Below are 19,359 nucleotides of genomic sequence, written 5' to 3'. Positions count from 1 at the left end.
CCAACACTTATTGTCGCAGGAATCCCTATATTTATACCCTCTCCACTATTTTTCTATAATCACCTATACAGGTTTCGAAACATCGCCTTACTTTCCGATATACAATTCCGCTAGAAATAAGCTACAATAATTCAGCAAAAGTGCAGAAGGAAGGTTTCAACCATGAAATTATTGTCTCTGAAGTACCCCTTTCCCCTAAAAAACACTACGACTTGGGCCTTATCTATATTGCTGGCAGCGTCTTTAGGCCTCAGCGGATGCGAAGACACAAAATTGCCACTATCTTCAACAGCGGTCCCGTCTTCTTCGGAACAAAATACCGAGCCGGTATCCTTTTGGGTGGCAACCGATACCCACTACCTGGATAAAGCGCTGGAAGATGGCGGAACTGCTTTCCAGTCCTATGTCAGCGGCGGCGACGGCAAAATGCTGCCTTACAGCGATGAGCTTGCGGAAGCTCTGCTCTATGATGTGCAGCAGCAGAAGCCGAAATTTCTTATTCTCAGCGGCGATCTGACCAATAATGGCGAAGCAAGCAGCCATAAGGAGCTTGCAGAGAAGCTGAAACGTATTGAGAACATGGGTACCTCTGTGTATGTCATACCCGGCAATCATGATCTGTTCAACCCTTGGGCGAGATCCTTTGAAGGGGACAAGCAGCTTGTTGCAGAGCATATCACTGATAAAGACTTTACCGGAATGTACGGAGACTTCGGATATGATGAAGCCATATCCCGGGACAAGAACAGCCTGAGTTATTTCGTAAAGGCAGCGCCGGAACTATATCTGCTGATGATTGACAGCAGCCAATACAACAACAACGAGAAATACGGCTTTCCGCAAACCGACGGGCGTATTCTTCCAGGTACGTTCTCCTGGATGGATGACTGTGTAAAGCTGGCGGCCGAGCAGCATGCTTCGATCATTACGGTAATGCACCATAACCTGCTGAGCCACACCTCGATGTCTGTTTCCGGATTCAAGCTCAACAACAGCCAGGAAACAATGAAGATGCTGCGCCGCAGCGGGCTGAACCTGGTACTGTCCGGGCATATTCATATGCAGGATATCCGCCGTGATCCACCCGTTAACGAAGAGAATAAGGCAGCCTCTCAAGCATTGCCGGTATATGATATCGCTACAAGTGCTATGGCTGTGAATCCCCATCAATATGGAGCTATGACCTTTGATCCAAGCTCCCGCGCTGTAACCTATCATACGGCTGCAGTTGATGTGGAGGGCTGGGCCGCAGCATCTGGAATTAACGATCCCCATCTGCTAAACTTTAAGACATATGCAGAAGAAACTTTTGCAGGATCATCCTACAATAAGGCGATGAATAAGCTCAAAGAAACATCCTTTACCGAAGCAGAAAAGCAGTCGATGGCTGAGGTAATGGCCAAATTAAATGTGAATTACTTTGCAGGAACTGCAGCTAGTTCGATTGATGAGATTAAAGCCATGCCGGGCTACAAACTGTGGGAAGGTATGGAAGGCGGCTTCATGTCAGGCTATATCCGCAGCATGGCCGAGAATCAGGAACAGAGCCATACATCACTTAAGATTGTCCTCACCAAACAATAGGAATCTTGTGCAAAGAGAGGAGCACTTCCAGTGGCTGACATCAATGAATCCAAGCTAGACAGCGAGCTCCCCGCCAAATTGTCCAAGCCGGCACAACGTGCTCTTACCGCTGCCGGATACAGCCGCCTGGAGCAATTCACTACACTCCGCGAAGCTGAGGTGCTAAAGCTGCATGGCATGGGACCCAAAGCGATGGATCAGATCCGTCAGGCACTTGCGGCCAAAGGGCTGTCATTTGCCGAATAATTAAAAAGGCCGGAACTCCATTGTACAGGAGTTCCGGCCTTCTCTTCTATTGCTTCACAATTGCTTAAGGACGGTGGATGTCAATATAACCGTACTCATCTACTTTAACTGTAGCATGCAAAGCTTCCGCCAACAGACGGAGTGGCACATAGGCATCACCGTACTCGTCAACGAATACTGGTTCTGAAATCTTCACTGCCTTACCGTTGATCAAGACCTGTGCAGAGCCTACCTTGAACACGACAACGTCGCCATACACATCATCGGTAACATTAATCGCCTTGTTCACAGGATCCCATTTCACCACTGCATCCAGATCCTCTGCCAGGTAGCGCAGGGGAACATACGTTGTGCCGTTTTCTACAATCGGATAATAATAATCATCATCCGGGGCAATTACAATATCTTTGGCTGTAATGCCAAAATCATCCTTCAGCAGTTTGTATACTGCAGAATTCTGATCAAAGCTTCTCAGCGTCTGACCCGGTGTAAGCTGGGTTTCGGAGAGGTCCAATGCTCCCTCTTTGCTGATGGCATCGGCTGTCACCGCTCCATTTACATTCCAGGTCTGGGTTTCTGCTTTAACCGAAATGCTCTGAAGCGGCAGGTCTTCACTAGCTGGAAGTGCTACCTTCAGATCTAGGTTTTGCTTGCGGATATGGAATCCGCTGTCCACGAACAGATCCACTTGCAGTTTTGTATCCTTGCCGAGAATGGTGTTCAGCTCAGGAGTTGACTTATACAGGTTCTTCACCTGATTGTCGTACACCAGGAGAAGAGCATCCACCGCCAGCTTGGCGGCATCATGTGCGACTGTTACGACACCTTCTTTGTCATTCAACGGGATATCACCCAGTCCGAAATCGCTCAAGCCTTCTTCCATTCCGGATGCCTTAAGAATCGGGTACAGATAATCATAGAGGCCGCTGATCAGCGCAGTAAATCCTTCCGTATCTTTGGAAACAGATTTCAGGAAGCTTTTCACTAATGCGGGCAGCTCGTCACCTGTAATTTCCGTATGTAGCTTCGTAAGGTTCAATTGCTGACCATATACGGCTTCGTTTACGGAGGATACGTTAATTGCACCAGGGTTCGGAAGATTCTTCACCACAAACGTCGTAAGGAGCTTGGAAATCTCCTGTGCTTTTGTCGGATCAAATCCTTCCACACCTAATTCTTCTTCATAACTTTCAAGCGGGAAGTAGAACGGCTGCTTCGCCCCTTCCGCTGTAAACACTATGGCTTCTTTATCCATAAACAGTGTGAATGGCACTGTCAATTTCTTATAGCCAACTGATCCGGCAGCAGATACATTGCCGTTGTCCTGCAGTTTTACATGAGCAATATTAACGGAAAAAGAATTGATAAGATCTACCATTTCCTGATCCTCGGCGCTGATTCCAGCGGCAGGTACAGCATTCAAGGAAAAGGTTGTGCTGGATTCAGAAGACTTAACATCCAGATCCCCTAGTAACGCCTTATTGACGTCAAGTCCGCCGACCGTCTGACAGCCCGCCAGAATCAGCAGCAGTGCGAGAATCGGGAGTAACCACTTGGTTCTTGCTTTCATTTTCTTCATAGCATGTCTCCTCTTACGTTTATTTTTGTGATCTATCCATCAACTCAAAATGAGGAAGGATTTGCATAGGATACGCCATCATTTGGTAACCAGCTATAAAGTTAACAAACCTCGCCAATCTATAGTTACCCAATTCTGGAAAATCAGAATCTTCAACAAGGCGAGCACCGCTAAATGTGCCGGGTAAAAGGACCACCATACCCAGCGCGGAAGGCGTTTTTTCTCCATAAACCCCCATACTCCCGGGGCCAGAGCAATGAGCAGCGTAGGCACAATGCTGACCATCTGGACCAGCCAGCCGCTGTAGAACAGGTAAAACCCGTTCACAACAAAATGTGCCAGAACTAGCCAATAGGAACGCGCATAGCGGAAAATCAGCACCAGCAACAGACCGTAGGCATTATAATCGAGCGGAAGAACATCCATGAGAAAAACCGCTGCAATTACCACAGGAATCCCAAACCAAAGGCTAGGCAACTTATCCAGGATTACAAGCACAATAGCAGACAGAAGCAGAGTAAATACGACATTCCAGCCTCCGGGATCCAGCGCCAGATTATATGGCACCTGTGCAATCAACGCAATCCAGAGAAGCCGCCGCAGGTATCTGGCCCTTGATGATGTATGTATATGCCCCTGCACCAGTCCGTAGCAGTAAATTGGAAAAGCAATTCTCCCTACATACCGCCAGGCAAGCTCTCCCGGAAAAAAAATATAGCCGATATGGTCGATCAGCATAGTCAGCATCGCGATGATTTGCATGTCTATCCTCCTGGTTCATAATCTACATTATATATAGCTATTCATCAAGAAGTCTTTTCTATTGTAAGGTACGGATACAGATCTGAACAGCCTCTTCTTTCCAACTATGCCAAAAAGAGCCCTCCCCGCATCCGTTGCAGGAATGGCTCTGTGACAGACACATCCTTAATTACGCCGTCTTCGACTTGTTGTAAATATCGAACCCTACAGCCAGAAGTAGCACTAGCCCTTTAATGCCCTGCTGCCAATCGACGCCCAGGCCGACCAAGGACATACCATTGTTCATGACGCCCATTACCAGCCCACCGATGATCGCACCCACCACTGTGCCGATTCCGCCGGAAGCAGAAGCTCCCCCAATGAAGCAGGCCGCGATGGCATCCAGCTCGAAGTTGGTTCCGGCTTTTGGAGTGGCGGAGTTCAGGCGGGCGGCAAATACCAGACCGGACAAGGCCGCGAGTACACCCATATTGACGAACACCCAGAAGGTAACTCGTTTGGTTTTTACCCCGGAGAGGCTGGCTGCTTTTTCGTTGCCGCCCAGCGCATAAATATGCCGGCCCATCGTCATATGATTCATCACGAAGGAGTAAATCGCAATCAGCACAAGCAGGATCACGAGGATATTCGGAATCCCGTTGTATTGAGCGATCACGAAGGTAAAGAGGTTGATTACAATCACCAATGCTCCCGCTTTGGCGATGGACAACCAGACCGCCGACTGCTCAAAACCGTATTTCACAGAGATTTTACGGGTTCTGAATTCCTGGTACACCACCAGAACGGAAAGAATGATGCCTACAATAAGGGTCAGCACATTCAGCGAACCGCCGCTCACGATATCGGGGACGAACCCGGAACTGATTTTTTGGAATGTCTTGGGGAACGGGGCAATGGACTGCCCATTCAGTACAATCATCGTTAAGCCGCGAAACAATAACATTCCAGCCAGGGTGACTATAAACGCAGGGATTTTGATATAGGCAACCCAGAAGCCCTGCCAGGCACCAACCAGCGCCCCCATCAGTAGTGAAAGAATGACAGCAAGCACCGGATTCAGCTGCATGTCGACCATCATTATCGCTGAAAGCGCCCCGATAAATGCTGCCACCGATCCGACGGACAGGTCGATATGTCCCGTAATGATGACAAGCACCATCCCGATGGCCAGAACCAGGATATAGCTGTTTTGCAGAATCAGATTCGTTACGTTCAGCGGCTTGAGCAAAATGCCGTCGGTGAGGATTTGAAAGAAAATTGAAATAAAGATCAGTGCAATGATCATGCCGTATTGGCGGATATTCTTTTTGAAAATCCCACTAATGACTGCCATGCGGTGTTGCCCCCTTGCTTCGTGTCATGTACTTCATTAACAGCTCCTGCGACGCATCCTGCCGCTCCACTTCGCCGCTGATCCGGCCTTCGCACATCGTATAAATCCTGTCGCACATGCCGATAATTTCCGGCAGCTCCGAAGAAATAACCAGCACTCCCTTACCCTCCGCAGCAAGCCCGTTGATGATCGAGTAAATCTCATATTTCGCACCTACGTCAATGCCTCGTGTAGGTTCATCCAGGATAAGGATATCCGGCTGCGCGTAGATCCATTTGCTGAGCACCACTTTTTGCTGATTGCCACCGCTGAGGTTGACTGTTTTTTGCAAAATGCTTGGCGTCTTGATGTTCAGCTTCCTGCGGTATTCCTCTGCAACCAGCACTTCCTCATTCTCATTAATGACCCCCCGGCGGGAAAGCTTCCGCAAATTGCTGAGCGAGATGTTGCGCTTGATATCGTCGATTAGAATAAGCCCGTATTGCTTGCGGTCTTCGGTTACATAAGCCAGTCCGCTTTCTATCGCTTTATTGATGTTGTTCAAATGCACTTCCTGTCCATGCATGTAGATCTGGCCGCTGATCTTTTTGCCATAGGACTTTCCGAAGACACTCATCGCCAGCTCCGTGCGTCCGGCTCCCATAAGTCCGGCAATGCCGACAACTTCCCCGCGGCGGATATGAAGATTGATCCCATGGAGCATTTTGCGGTCAGCCTGTGTAGGGTGATACGCTTCCCAGTTACGGATCTCAAAGATCGTTTCGCCCAGATCCGGTGTCCGCTCGGGATAGCGGTTCGTTAGATCGCGTCCGACCATGCCTTTGATAATGACATCCTCGGTCACTCCATCTCGCTTCATATCCAGTGTCCGGATCGTTTGGCCGTCCCGCAAAATCGTTACAGAATCCGCTACCTTCTCGATTTCATTCAACTTATGTGAGATGATAATCGAGGAAATCCCCCGTTTTTTCAGTTCTAGGATCAAGTTGAGCAGGTTCTCGCTATCATCCTCATTCAGTGCCGCCGTCGGCTCATCAAGAATGAGCAGATTCACCTCCTTGGAGAGCGCTTTCGCGATCTCCACGAGCTGCTGCTTACCGACGCCTATCGTTGATACTCCGGTAAACGGTGATTCTTTTAAGCCGACTGTCTCCAACAGTTCTTTGGTCTTTACCGTCGTTTCGTTCCAGTTGATCACCCCATGCTTTGCCTGCTCATTGCCGAGGAAGATATTTTCCGAAATAGACAAGTACGGAATCAACGCCAGCTCTTGATGAATAATGACTATACCCAGATTTTCGCTGTCCTTGATATCCTTGAACTGGCAGACTTGGCCTTCGAATAAAATATCCCCTTCATACGTTCCATGCGGGTAGACACCGCTCAGCACTTTCATCAGCGTTGATTTCCCGGCTCCATTCTCCCCGCAAAGCGCATGGATCTCACCAGCCTTGACCTGCAGATTCACATTCGAGAGCGCTTTGACGCCGGGGAACGTCTTCGTAATGCTGTTCATCTCCAAGATATAGTCGCTCATTGCTTTTCACCCAGCTTTCAATAGTCACTGTTGCAGCCGATTATTTCCCCAGCTCTTCTTTGGTATAATAGCCGCCATCCACCAGCACTTTATCCACATTGCCTGCATCCACGGAGACCGGCTCCAACAGGTAGGAAGGGACGATTTTTACGCCGTTGTCATAGGTAGTTGTGTCGTTGACCTCTGCCTCTGTGCCTTTAAGTACGCTTTCCGTCATTTCTACCGCTTTTTTGGCCAGCTCACGGGTATCTTTAAATACGGTCTGGGTCTGCTCTCCGGCTAAAATCGACTTCACGGAGGCCAGCTCGGCGTCCTGACCGGTGACAACCGGAAGCTTCTTGTCATCTGAGCCATACCCCACACCTTTTAGGGAAGACAGGATTCCAATGCTGATGCCATCATATGGGGACAGAACGGCATCAAGATTCTCGCTCGCATAATTGGCGCTGAGCAGATTATCCATCCGCGCTTGTGCGGCAGCACCGTCCCAGCGTAAGGTAGCGACCTGATCCATCGTAGTCTGTTTGCTGCGGACCACCAGCTTGCCGGAGTCGATGTAAGGCTTCAGAATGGACATTGCGCCATCAAAAAAGAAATAGGCGTTGTTGTCGTCCGGTGAACCGCCGAACAATTCAATGTTGAACGGCCCTTTGCCGTCCTTCAGGCCAAGCTTTTCTTCGATATAGGAGCCTTGCAGCACACCGACCTTGAAGTTGTCGAAGGTGGCATAATAATCGACATATTCACTTTTTTTGATCAGGCGGTCGTAGGCGATCACTTTAACGTCTGCGTCATGCGCTTTCTGCAGCACATCAGTCAGGGCCTCACCGTCAATAGAAGCGATGACAATTGCCTTTACACCTTTGGTGATCATATTCTCGATCTGCGACACCTGGTTCTCCACGACATCCTCGGCGTATTGAAGATCCGTGCCGTATCCCAGCTTCTCGAACTCCTTCACCATGTTGTTGCCGTCATTCACCCAGCGCTCCGACGACTTCGTCGGCATAGCAATCCCTACCTTGCCTTTGGAATCATCCGAGCTGCCGCCTGCATTTTTTGTGTTGCCGCAAGCGGACATGATCAATACAACTACCAGTGTCAACATGATCAATGAGTATTTTTTCATTGCTGTATTCCCCCCTGGACTATTCTGTTGCCTTCGCGGGCGTTTCCCGTTTGACAAGTCGAGTATAACAAGGGGGATACGGCCCCGTATTTACACTCAAACTACTGTTTTTATAAAATCAAAACCTTTTTTGTCAGCGTTTACATAAAAACAAAAAAACCACATGAGGCCGGAGCCTGCATGTGGGAACGTCTTGCTGAACAACTATGGACTTCAAGTACCCAACGGGCACTCTAACTTTCTGCTCCCTGCCACTTATTCGTTATCACGGCCGGCTTCTCCGGGAAGCACGCCCTTACGAAACTGCAGGGGGGACACTCCTGTCTGCTTTTTGAACGAGGTGCTGAAATAATGCTGGGTCTCGTATCCTGAACGCTCTGCTACCTCATGGATGCTCATTTCCGTGGAATGCAGCAGCTGTGCCGCTTTGCGCACTCGAATCTGTGTCAGATACGTTCCAAAGGCTTCGCCAAGCTCCTGCTTGAACAGGCGGCTGAGATAGACCGGAGAGGCTTGAAGAGAGCCCGCCATCGCCTCCAGGGTCAAGCCGTATTCACTGTAATGCTCAAGGATATATTGCTTCGCCCGGCGAACCAGCGGCGATAAAGGCTGCTCCTTGGCAAGCTCCGCTCTGCATTTACGGTATGAGGAGGCCAGCTCCTCCATCTCTCCTTCAACGGGCTGAATTCCCACTTCGACGGCGATTTTGAGATGACAGCGTACGGCAGCTTCAACTCCGGCCATTATACGCTCTCCCGCTTCATGCCAGAGAAGAATTACGATTAGTCCTGCCGCATCGCGAAAAAAAACTTTCGGGTACGTCTCCAGCAGTTCGGCGGCAATATTCTCGATGGCGAAAAGAAACAGCTGGCGTTCCTTCTCCCCCATTCCCGAGGGGTGGGTTTCCCATCTCCAGCGGATGATGCCGATCAGTTCAGGACGCTCCAGCGGCAACTGCAGAAAATGCAGCTGCTCAAGGATTTCTTCCCGGGTCAGATTTCCGTCCAGCCATTCCTGGCAGAAGCGTTCACGCAGCAATGGAAAGTTTTTGCTAATCTGTTTGGAGGCCTGCTGCAAATGCTGGTTCCGCTCTCTCACCGCATTCAGTTCATCCCGGACACCCCGCAGCACCTGCATCAGCTGCTTGGGTTCGGCAGGCTTGAGAATATAATCATTCACCTGCAGCCTTATCGACTCCTGGGCAAAGACAAACTCGTCATGTCCGGTAATCACGATGATTTTACATCCGGGGAGCTGCTCCCTCAGCCGCTTCATCAGTTCAATTCCATGCATGATCGGCATATTCAAATCAACGAGTGCGATATGGACGGTATGGTGAAGCGCAAGCTCAAGCGCCTCCTCGCCGTCCTCCGCCTCCGCAACTACCTGCAGGCCAAGCCCTTCCCAGTCCACACATTGCTTAATTCCTTCACGGATGATGTCTTCATCATCAGCAATCATGACCTTCCAGTATTCCATATGTGCTTGCTCCCTCCATTCCATAATCAATCGCGGGGATACGCTTCACGAACGACAGGATGCCGGATCGTTGCAGCGGTTCCCTCACCTTGTCTGCTGTCGATGCGGAGTCCGTAAGGCTGCCCGTAGGTCAGCCTAATCCGTGCCTGGACATTGAGAATGCCGTAGCCGCTCCCTGTGCTGCCGGGAAGCGGCTGTTCCGCTTCCGCAGCGTCACTGCTGCTCCCGACAGCCTCAAGCCGGTCGTTCAGAATGGAGAGCTGCGCTTCCGGAATACCTGCTCCGTCATCTGTAACTGTCAAGTACAAATCCCCCTCACGTTCTACCACCGAAACGGTGAGTTGGCCCGGACCGCGCCGCTCCTTGATTCCGTGATAAATCGCGTTCTCTACCATCGGCTGAAGCAGCAGCTTAAGCACATAGAGCTCCCGGAGCCGCGGCTCCACCTCAATGCTATACGTCAGCTTACTGCTGTAGCGGACTTGCTGGATCTTCAGATAACTGATAATATGCTCCAGCTCATCGGAGAGCGGGACAATGTCGCTGCCTTTGCTGAGTCCAAGGCGGAACAGCTTGGATAAAGACTGGACCACCTCGGCGATATCCTCCGCCCCCTTGCTGCGGGCCATCCAGTGGATCGTATCCAGCGTATTATATAAAAAATGCGGTTTGATATGCGCCTGCAGACTGCGCAGCTCCGCTTCCCGCTTCTGCCGGGCCTGCAGCTCCGTCAAGGAGATCAGCCTGCTGATTTGGGCCAGCATACTGTTGAAGCTGCGGCCAAGCAGCCCGATTTCATCTGAGCGGCTGCCCCAGTAGCGGATCGTCAAATCGCCGGATTGCGCCTTGCTCATGAAGGAAGCGAGCTGGCCGATCGGGCGGGAAATCGAATACGCCAGATAAAAGGATGCCGTCATCCCCAGCATACAGACCACAAACACAAACGTTACGACATTAAACGTAATCTCCCGCACGCCATAAGCCGATTCCTCCATTGGAAAGACGCCCATCGTCGTCCAGCCTGTAAAGGCAGAGGTCCTGTAGATCAACTGCAGATGGCGGCCGTCGACAGTCTCCGAGGTGATGCCGGAGGTTTCACTGAACAGGCCGGCCGGAATCTTTTGCATAAAAGGATGCTGCGGAGCATAGATCATTTCCCCGCTGTCATCCACTACCGTCAAATAACCGGTTTTGCCCAGCGTCACATCGCGCGCCGTCTCGGCGATGACCCGCAGCTTCAAATCGACCAGAACCACACCCTGCACCACCTGCGTCTCCGGATCAACAATGGCTCTGACGGCGGATACCACTTCGCTTTCTTTATAATCAACATGGGACATAACTGCGCGCCCATAGGGATGTCCGACAATTTTGAATATCCCTTTATTATCAACAGCCTCCTTGTACCATGCTTCATTAGTCACACGGGTTTCGGGGCGGGCATACATTTCATTACTGATGAAATCACCTTCACGGTTGACCAGCATAATTCCGGCAATTTCAGAGCTGAGCGTAGTAAAGCCCTGCAGAAACTTGCGGATATTGTACTCTGCCGATTCTCCGCTTGTGCCTGCTTCCTTCAACCGCGTTTCCGCCTTCTCGGTGCCATCCAGAAAAGCCTGCACCCCCGGATCAAAAGAAATCAGGTAGGTAATCTTCTGCAAATTCTCCACATCATTTTCCAGCGCCGTATTGACCTTGCCGATCAGCTGCATCGTATTTTCGTTGCTCTGCTCTTCGATAATCCGGTCCACCGTCCAGCCAATCAGCAATCCTAGCCCGATCGAAGGCAGAATGCTGATCAACAAAAAATGGATGATCAGCTTATACCGGATCGGCAGATTGTTAAACTTCAGCTTCTCCATCGTCAAGCCGCTCTTCCGCATAAGACAATCCCCCCCCTGCATCAGCCTGCTTCTATTTGGCATAATAGTTGTCCACATTGGCCCGGGTCACCACATCAATGCCGGTGTCTACCGTATCAGGCACAGGAACAGGCTTGTTATTGGCGTAGGCGGCAGGGTCCTCATCCAGATCACGGTGTAAATGAAACAGCTCCGTAAGCGACCAGTAGCCCATATTCCAGGTACCTTGCGCCATCGTGGCGGCGATTCTGCCTTCTTTAACAAGATCAAGTGTGCCTTTATCCGTATCGAAGCTGATGATCTTGAGTAATGATCCGGCTCCCTGCTTCATTTCCACCGCCTCGGCTACGCCTATCCCCCCATTGGACTCCGTAGCAAAAATACCTGTAAGCTCCGGGTATTCCGCTACCAGCTGTTCCGCCGCTTCCCTGGAAGCCACCTGATCGCCGCGTCCATCCTTGATTGCTACCAGCTTCATCTCAGGGAATTCGCTGCGGATGGTGACGCTGAAGCCGTCCGTACGCTCCTGATGATTATGCTGCTCCGGAGTCGTAATAATCGCCACCTCCCCTTTGCCGCCGGTGAGCTGGGCCATCTTCCGCGCTGCTTCAACTCCGGCATTGTAGTTGTTAGTGCCAAGGAAAGAGTAGGCCTTGCTGTCCGGTGCTCCCGAGTCAAACAGCACGACAGGGATGCCGCTGTCCACAGCCTTATTGATCGTAGCTGTGAGCAGCTCGGAATTGACTGCCGAAATGGCAATTCCCGCCGGTTTTTTGGCTATCATTTGCTCCAGTACTGTCATTTGCTCATTGGCATCATGCTGGGTCGAGCCATGGTATTCGACGGAGACGTTCAGTTCCTCCGCAGCATCTTCGAAGCCCTTCAGCACACTTTTCCAATAATCAATTCCACTTTGAAAGGTAACCATCACATATTTATCTTCTATATTGCCGCGCAGACCGGCTGTCTCCCATGGATCCGCAGCGTCGGCCTGCAGCTTGTAATTCAGCACATATAGGAGAAAAATACCGATTAGCAGCACATAGACCATCCATAGCTTTTTCAAAATGTAACCCCTTTCATAAAGGAACAAGGTAGCACAGCTATTGCCATGATACCTTGTTTAATAAGAGATGGGAATCCCTCAGAACAACAAATCCTGTGAATAATTCTCGCCCTCCAGCAGATCGTACTCTACCATACGGTAGTCATCCAGCAGCTGCTGCTGTTCAGGAGTAAAAGCTGTCAGTACACCGTTGGAACCGATCAGCACCTGCTTGCTCAGACCGGGCATCTCATCCTGCACTTTCTCCAGAAGTTTGTAGTACGGGGGCATAGGCTGACCCGAGAGTCTAAAGACTGTAGGACCCAGAAAGGCCGGGCTGAGAGTGTTCAGCGGTTCTTTGCCAATATCAAAATTCGCCAGCATCACCAGCTTTGTCTCATGCTTGAGCCTTGGCTCGCTGTCCCAGCCGGCATCCGTGTATATTCCGGCCGACAAGGCCGGCAAATGATCACCCCAGAAGACGGCAATCGTAGGACGATCAAGAGTTAGCAGCTCCTGCTGCAGATACGCCAACGCCTCATCGGTCAGCTTGGTATTCTGTGTGTAGGTTTCAAGCTCGTCTTTATAGGACGGTGAAGTGCCTTCAACGGATATCGTATTCGGTCCATTGTGCCCCTTCGTAAACGGAAAATGATTCTGCATGGTCACCAGATGCAAAAACGCCGGGTCAGAGGACGCCTTCAGCTCCCGCAAAGCCTCCTGTACAGCCGCCTTATCGGAAATGTATCCCTCCGGTGTGATGCGTTCGGCATTGTCCAGATCCTTCTCGCTGGTAAAAGCGTCAAAGCCGAGAATCGGGTACACGCGGTTGCGGTTGTAGAACGTCTCGTCATACGGATGCAGCGCCAGCGCCCGGTAGCCACGCTCCTTCAGAATGCTTACAATTGAAGGCAGCGAGGACATTTTCACTATTTTTTGCTGATATGGAATGGAACCGTCCTTAAGAAAATACATGGACATCCCTGTCAACGCTTCAAATTCTATATTTGCCGTATTGCCGCCAAACTCAGGCGAGAGCAGGAAACCGGAGGGTGTTACAGATTCTTCCTCATGGATAAACTTTAGCGGATCTTCACTATAGGATAGCCCCGGCAGACGGGTAGGATCAAAGAAGGCTTCGTCCATCATGAACAGGATGTTCGGCTGCTGCGTTGCCTGTACGTTCGGAACCGGATCCGGCAGCTTGCTGTATTTGGCGGCGATCTCCTCAATCACTCTGCGACTGTAGCCCTTAGGCTCTTCGATCAGGCTCTGGCGCAAATTGCCGGCAAAGGCAAATAAAAGACCGTTCTGTTTGTAATTCACCTTCTGGTTCCAGAAAATGTTCTGATATTTCATCGAAGCAGCCAGAGAAGACTGATGGGCGACCATCGAAACAAATCCGGTTATCATCGCCACCGAAAGCACGGCAAAGAACATTCTCAGCGGCAAGGCCACTTTAATCTTCGGCAGTTTGAAAATCAGCCAGACCACAGAGGCAATAAGCAGAACAGCAGCTGCCAGCGCAAGCGGCGGAATCATGCCTTTGGTAATATGGCTCATCTCCCCGGCATTTTTGAGCAGCATCAAATCCCAGGGAAACAGCGGTTCTCCGGTGGTGGACAATTTCTTGTAATCGACAATACCCAGCATGGTGCATAACACAGCAGCCACCGCAGATCCGGCGTAGACGCTCGGCAATATCATAGAAAATACCAGCAGGAGAAAGAAAAAGAACAGGCCTCCGGCTAAGTACAGCCAGTAATATTCTCCGATCCAGCTGAAAACACTCATCGCATCCATATTTAATGAAGCGGCCTGCATGAAGAAATTCAGAGCAAAGCCGCATAACAGCAGAGCGAGCAGCAGGAAACCCAAGCGTTTGGAAGGTATAAAATGGCGCATATAAAATTCACTCCTAACTATACTAAACGTGTAGTATACGCCATTTAGCTTAAAGCTGCATTAAAAGAACGCACAAAAAAAGCCCCACAAAAGTGAGGCTTGGCTTTACTTACCATTTAAGACCTTAGCAGGGCCACATCAGTTAGATGCATCCGGGTTGTTCAGCTATGGATCTCTACTCCCTATTTCACATACAGACGGCTGGTTTCTTCCCAGAATTCGCCCGGCTTCAGGCCGAACAATCCGATCTCATCGGCAGGAAGATCTACCTTCGGTGCATTCACCAGGTTAATCTGCGGCTCCGGACAGAAGAATCCTTCTGTAGCGCCATTGTTCCAGATCATCCATTGCTTGTAGGAGGTTCCGACATCATACACGAGCGTAACGCCGGCCTTGCTGTCCGTCAGTTCCATCCGGTTGCGGCCGTTTTGCGGTACAGCGGTGTAATGGTTGTCCATCGGCGCAAAGAACGGATTAACTCCTTCATCACGCAACGCGATTTCGTCTGCCGTCAGCTCCTGGAATGCGCCGGTGGGCAGCATGCGCTCACTGAGCTCCCAGCGCTCGCCAATGGTTGCCTTCACGCGGTAATCCTGAGGCGAGCTGTCTGGCGCAAACGGCGCATTGATCGCCGTGTGGAAGGCCAGCAGGCAAGGCATCAGCTCGCCGCCGTCATTGTGGACCAGCAGTTGCTGGGACAGCCCGGTTGCTTCGCCCAGCGTGTAGCGCAGCTTGACCGTATATTTGAACGGCAGGTATTGATAGGACGGGTGATTCTCGTCTACCTTGATCGCCACCGTAACGAAGCTTTCGCTTTTACCGCTGCCGAATTCTTCAACTTCCCACGCAGCCGTATGTAAAAATCCGTGCAGATGGTTGCCTGTTGCAGCCTCATTCACCGGAAACTTGTAGGTTTGTCCATTCCACGGAAATTCCCCATCTTCATAACGATTCGGCGGAAACAGTACAGGTATGCCGTGAATTCCAGGGCTGGCCTTAAAGGCCTCCATCTCTGCCGCGCCCGGCTCATGCAGGAAACGGTAACCGTTTTCGGTATCACGGAAGCAAATCAGATTGCCGCCGATGCCCGGCAGGATAGCTGCCTCGTAACGTCCCGCTTTCAGCCAGACTGCAGCTTCTCCTTCATATTGTCCTTCGAATGCAGTAATCGACATGATAACTTTATTCTCCCTTCCATATGTTCGAAATGACTATCTCCTAAATAGATTACCACATCTGCCCAGAAGGGAACATGTCATTTTTACAACTGTTCCACTTCTACGCTCATTACATGTTCAATTTTCTTCACATCATAATAAATTTCCGTCGCATAATCCTGATCAGGCGCAGACAGCACCATGTCAATCATTTGTCTGCCGTCATCCAGATCCTTGATCTTCATCCGCCGGATCGTCCGCCCCGGTCTTCTCGTCTTTCGTTGATCGGTCATCTGACGTCCCTCGATCTTCTGGATCACCTCGGTCAGCACATAATTGGGCTCCATTATGATCTTGACGGAAATCTCATGCTTGTTCAGCACCTGTGGTCCAACGGCTTTGATCAGCAGCGGCACAGCATTGACGGCAAACATCAGCAGCACCACTGCATACCCCGCTTCCACATAAAAGCCTGCTCCAACCGCGATGCCAATCCCCGAGGCCGTCCAGATCAGCGCCGCCGAAGTTAATCCGGAAATCGCGTCTCCGCCTCTGCGCAGGATTACACCCGCGCCCAAAAATCCGATCCCGCTGACAATCTGCGCCGCCAGGCGCATCGGGTCCATGTTGGGGTGGTCCGTTCCCCCGAACTTGTCATAAGCATGGATCGAGACAAGCGTCACTAAACAGCTTGCGATACTGATGACCATACTGGTCCGAATCCCCAGCGGCTTTTGTTTTAATTGCCTGTCGATGCCGATGAACAGCCCGAACAGCATGGCCACAAGCAGCTTTACTATCGATTCCGTGTGCAGATCAATCTCCATAGCTCCTCCTAAAAGTATATTATGAATAAACAGATAGAATCAGTATACCTGAAAACAACATGAAAGCTTAGCTTTATTTATTGCAAGATAACCTCATAAAACATTTAAATCTTAATGTACAAGAAGAAACGGCATCCCCGGCCTTTTGCGTCAGCGATCCAGCCCTCTCGGGCTGAGTCTATGACAAGGAACGGATTCCGTTTCTTCTGAGGAAGAGCTATTCAATTCATTATATGCTTGGCTGCCCGTGGTTAGAAGAGATCAGCCATGCAGCAGCGACTCGGCTCCGTCACAATAAATCTCTGTTCCCGTAATATGATCCGAATCGGCGGATGCCAGGAACAGGGCAAGTTTGGCCACCTGATCAGGCCGTCCGGGACCTTCCTCCAGCGGCTGCCCGCCGTCCGGAAAGTTCACCTCGATCTGCACTTCTTTGAGATCGTCGGAAGGATACGTATTGTCATCAATATTCGTCTTGATCGCCCCCGGACAGATGGCATTCACACGAATTTTGTATTGGGCCAGCTCCAGTGCAGCCATCTTCATAAAAGCCACCTGACCGGCCTTCGTCGTGCTATAGGCAGAGAAACCGATATTAGAGAACACACGGTTGCCGTTAATCGAGCTGTTGATCAGTATGCTGCCTCCGTTCTCTTTCAAATGCGGAATTGCATATTTGACAGTGGCAAAGGTTCCACGGAGGTTGATATGAATCGTCTGATCCCAGGACTCAATATCCATCGTTTCAATCGGAGTCATCGCTCCGTTTATCCCGGCATTGGCGAACACAACATCAAGCCGCCCCCACTTCGCGGCAGCTTGCTTCACCGCCGCTTCCACCTGCTGCGGTTCGGCAATGTCACATTCAATGACGACGGCCTCCCCGCCTTCCTGTTTCACCTGACGTACAACCTTCTCGGCATTTTCAACCGTCCGGTCGAGCAGTACCACCTTTGCTCCGTTTCTGGCGAACTCCAGCACCGATGCTCTTCCGATCCCGGAACCGCCTCCAGTAACAATAGCTACCTTGCCTTTCAGCTTCTGGTCTGTCATATTAGCCAATCCTCCCAATCTAGATCATCTGTATACGCTTACCGGTTAAGTTCTTTCCTTAACCTTTACCTCACATACAGGGGAGTGAATCGGCAAGTCTAATTTCATTAGTCTTCGGTTAGTCTCCCTGGCGCAAATGAATGACCAAATCACTCAGGCCTGCCTCGCGGATGCCTTCTGCCACGAGCTGCGACAGCAAGCGGGCACCCAGGATCTGAAAATGGGTGTTGTCCTGCACTCCCGCAGGATGTTTGAGGAACTCTCCGGGATAACTCCACATGAACAGCTCTTTGCAGCCTTCCGGCCCATAGGTTTCAAAAAGCCTGCGGCTCTTCGCTTCCAGGTCAATCAGCGGCACGGTTCCTTCAGCCGCAAGCTCCCTCATCGCAGTCAGATAATCGCCATGGCTGTCGATAATGGCTCCTTCACGGTCAAACCACCTGCGCTGCATGGGAGTTATTAGCACGGGATAGGCTCCCGCCTCCCTGGCTGCTGACACCATCTGCCCCAAATACTCCTTGTACGTTGTGAATGGCTCGGTATGACGGGCCTCATCATTTTTGGAGTCATTGTGGCCGAACTGGATAAACAGATAGTCGCGCGGCCGCAGGTCGGCGGCAATCGCCTGCAGATGACCTTCACCGATGAAGCTCTTCGAGCTGCGTCCTGACAAGGCCCGGTTGTCCACAGCTACGCCCGGTTTGAAAACTAACGGCAGCAGCTGTCCCCAGCCGGCATAAGGATAACCGTCTTCCCCTTGATCAGTCACGGTGGAATCCCCCGCCAAATACAGTACCAGCGCCTCATGATCCGGCTGAATTTCTACGGCATTAATCCTCGGAGCCGCTCCCGAGAAGGAGAGTTTGAGCTGTCCGCCGCTAACCCTCAGAATGAAGGACTCCCATACATATTGACCTTCCGGCACAACAAGCGGTTCCAGCACAAATTTGCCTGCTCCCGTGCGGATTACAGTGCAGGTATCGGCGAGCTTGTCTCCGGCCAGCACGGTAACGCGGTAAATACCGTCCGGCACATCCGCCAAAAACAACGCCTTCTGCGGAATGCAGCAGTCTCCGCGCAGCATAACCGGCGTGAGACTGAGCACAGACATCGCGAACATCGGCCCCCAATTGGAAACGGATTCACTGTCGAGAAACATTTTGAGACCCATGGATACTGTGTATTTGGATGGAGAGTTCAAATACAGCACAGGCCCGAGCAAATCCTCCCAGCGCCAGTAGAAGGAGAAGATTGCTGCAGTCGCCATAGAAGGCCGGATCAGTGGCAGAATAATCTTGTAATACAATCTGAATTTACCGCAGCCGTCAATCGTCGCCGCCTCGTCCAGCTCTGCAGGAATCGTGCGGATGAACTGCAGCATCAGGAAGATAAAAAACGGGACACCGAAAAATTGCGGAATTACAATCGGTCTGATGCTGTCCAGCCAATTCAGCTTCGTATAAATTATATATTGCGGCACCAGCACTACATCCGAGGGCAGCATCAGCGTCATCATCATGATCCCGAACCACAGGCCATGGCCGGCAAATTTGTTGCGGGCGAATCCGAAGGCAACCAGTGAGGAAGAGAACACCGCACCGAAAGTAGCCACAATGACGATAACGAATGAGTTCTTGATAAAGACGCCGAACGAATATCCTGCGACCCCTTCCCAGCCTTTGGCGTAGTTCCCCCACTCCCATGGATGCGGGAGAAGCTGCTGCGCCGTGACGAACACCAAACGGCTCTCCTTAAAGGAGCTCATGATCATCCATACAATCGGGTACAGCATGATGATGGCGAGTCCGCCGATAAGCAGGTGATAGATCGGCCATTTCATTTTATTCTTCGCCATGGC

At 50.9% G+C, this 19,359-nt stretch carries 15 protein-coding genes and 1 pseudogene; 2 read left to right on the top strand and 14 right to left on the bottom strand.

The features are described 5' to 3' along the window. The first annotated feature begins 162 nt into the window (after window positions 1-162). Together NSS79_RS14135 and NSS79_RS14130 are read left to right on the top strand one after the other, a co-directional pair. On the top strand, window positions 163-1,584 hold the full coding sequence (locus NSS79_RS14135; RefSeq protein WP_342439808.1) for a metallophosphoesterase: 1,422 nt from the start codon (window positions 163-165) through the stop codon (window positions 1,582-1,584). A 30-nt stretch (window positions 1,585-1,614) separates the two neighbouring features. Next, the gene (locus NSS79_RS14130; RefSeq protein ID WP_342439807.1) at window positions 1,615-1,830 is read left to right on the top strand and encodes a DNA-binding protein; all 216 of its coding nucleotides are present in this window, start codon (window positions 1,615-1,617) and stop codon (window positions 1,828-1,830) included. Window positions 1,831-1,894: 64 nt separating this feature from the next. Here NSS79_RS14130 and NSS79_RS14125 read toward each other — a convergent pair whose 3' ends face one another. The 14 genes and pseudogenes from NSS79_RS14125 to NSS79_RS14060 form a co-directional block, all read right to left on the bottom strand. Further along, window positions 1,895-3,409, bottom strand: coding sequence for a copper amine oxidase N-terminal domain-containing protein (locus tag NSS79_RS14125; protein WP_341092491.1), 1,515 nt, complete (start codon window positions 3,407-3,409; stop codon window positions 1,895-1,897). A 93-nt stretch (window positions 3,410-3,502) separates the two neighbouring features. After that, window positions 3,503-4,171 carry a TraX family protein gene (locus NSS79_RS14120; RefSeq protein WP_342439806.1) on the bottom strand — a complete coding sequence of 223 codons (669 nt, stop codon included), beginning with the start codon at window positions 4,169-4,171 and terminating at the stop codon, window positions 3,503-3,505. A gap of 169 nt (window positions 4,172-4,340) precedes the next feature. Next, a complete protein-coding gene (mmsB, locus tag NSS79_RS14115) occupies window positions 4,341-5,504 on the bottom strand; it encodes a multiple monosaccharide ABC transporter permease (RefSeq protein WP_341092486.1) in 1,164 nt (387 codons plus the stop codon). Continuing rightward, window positions 5,491-7,041: a multiple monosaccharide ABC transporter ATP-binding protein gene (gene mmsA, locus NSS79_RS14110; protein ID WP_342439805.1), complete on the bottom strand. Its 1,551-nt coding sequence runs from the start codon at window positions 7,039-7,041 to the stop codon at window positions 5,491-5,493. Before mmsA ends, mmsB begins: the two co-directional genes overlap by 14 nt. A 40-nt stretch (window positions 7,042-7,081) precedes the next feature. Further along, window positions 7,082-8,170, bottom strand: a complete 1,089-nt coding sequence (gene chvE / locus NSS79_RS14105) for a multiple monosaccharide ABC transporter substrate-binding protein (RefSeq protein ID WP_342439804.1) — start codon at window positions 8,168-8,170, stop codon at window positions 7,082-7,084. Window positions 8,171-8,425: 255 nt separating this feature from the next. Further along, window positions 8,426-9,649 (bottom strand): response regulator, encoded by a 1,224-nt coding sequence (locus NSS79_RS14100; RefSeq protein WP_342439803.1) that lies wholly within the window; start codon window positions 9,647-9,649, stop codon window positions 8,426-8,428. Window positions 9,650-9,675: 26 nt separating this feature from the next. Continuing rightward, the gene (locus tag NSS79_RS14095; protein ID WP_342439802.1) at window positions 9,676-11,535 is read right to left on the bottom strand and encodes a sensor histidine kinase; all 1,860 of its coding nucleotides are present in this window, start codon (window positions 11,533-11,535) and stop codon (window positions 9,676-9,678) included. 31 nt (window positions 11,536-11,566) lie between these two features. Continuing rightward, the gene (locus tag NSS79_RS14090; protein WP_342439801.1) at window positions 11,567-12,580 is read right to left on the bottom strand and encodes a substrate-binding domain-containing protein; all 1,014 of its coding nucleotides are present in this window, start codon (window positions 12,578-12,580) and stop codon (window positions 11,567-11,569) included. A 78-nt stretch (window positions 12,581-12,658) separates the two neighbouring features. Beyond that, window positions 12,659-14,464 carry an LTA synthase family protein gene (locus NSS79_RS14085; protein WP_342439800.1) on the bottom strand — a complete coding sequence of 602 codons (1,806 nt, stop codon included), beginning with the start codon at window positions 14,462-14,464 and terminating at the stop codon, window positions 12,659-12,661. Window positions 14,465-14,646: 182 nt separating this feature from the next. After that, the gene (locus NSS79_RS14080; protein WP_342439799.1) at window positions 14,647-15,639 is read right to left on the bottom strand and encodes an aldose 1-epimerase; all 993 of its coding nucleotides are present in this window, start codon (window positions 15,637-15,639) and stop codon (window positions 14,647-14,649) included. An 86-nt stretch (window positions 15,640-15,725) separates the two neighbouring features. Further along, window positions 15,726-16,448: an MgtC/SapB family protein gene (locus NSS79_RS14075; protein ID WP_342439798.1), complete on the bottom strand. Its 723-nt coding sequence runs from the start codon at window positions 16,446-16,448 to the stop codon at window positions 15,726-15,728. A 261-nt stretch (window positions 16,449-16,709) separates the two neighbouring features. Continuing rightward, window positions 16,710-17,501, bottom strand: a complete 792-nt coding sequence (locus tag NSS79_RS14070) for an SDR family NAD(P)-dependent oxidoreductase (protein ID WP_076111320.1) — start codon at window positions 17,499-17,501, stop codon at window positions 16,710-16,712. Window positions 17,502-17,619: 118 nt separating this feature from the next. Beyond that, window positions 17,620-18,606, bottom strand: a complete 987-nt coding sequence (locus tag NSS79_RS14065) for a rhamnogalacturonan acetylesterase (protein WP_342440369.1) — start codon at window positions 18,604-18,606, stop codon at window positions 17,620-17,622. Beyond that, window positions 18,583-19,356, bottom strand: a pseudogene (locus tag NSS79_RS14060) (carbohydrate ABC transporter permease); the annotation flags it as partial. The gene NSS79_RS14065 and the pseudogene NSS79_RS14060, both read right to left, overlap by 24 nt. Between the last annotated feature and the right edge of the window lie 3 nt (window positions 19,357-19,359).

This window comes from Paenibacillus sp. FSL L8-0436 (assembly GCF_038593025.1).
Lineage (GTDB): Bacteria > Bacillota > Bacilli > Paenibacillales > Paenibacillaceae > Paenibacillus_AQ.
The sequence above is the reverse complement of the archived record's forward strand: the minus strand, read 5'-3'. Positions and strand labels throughout refer to the sequence as shown.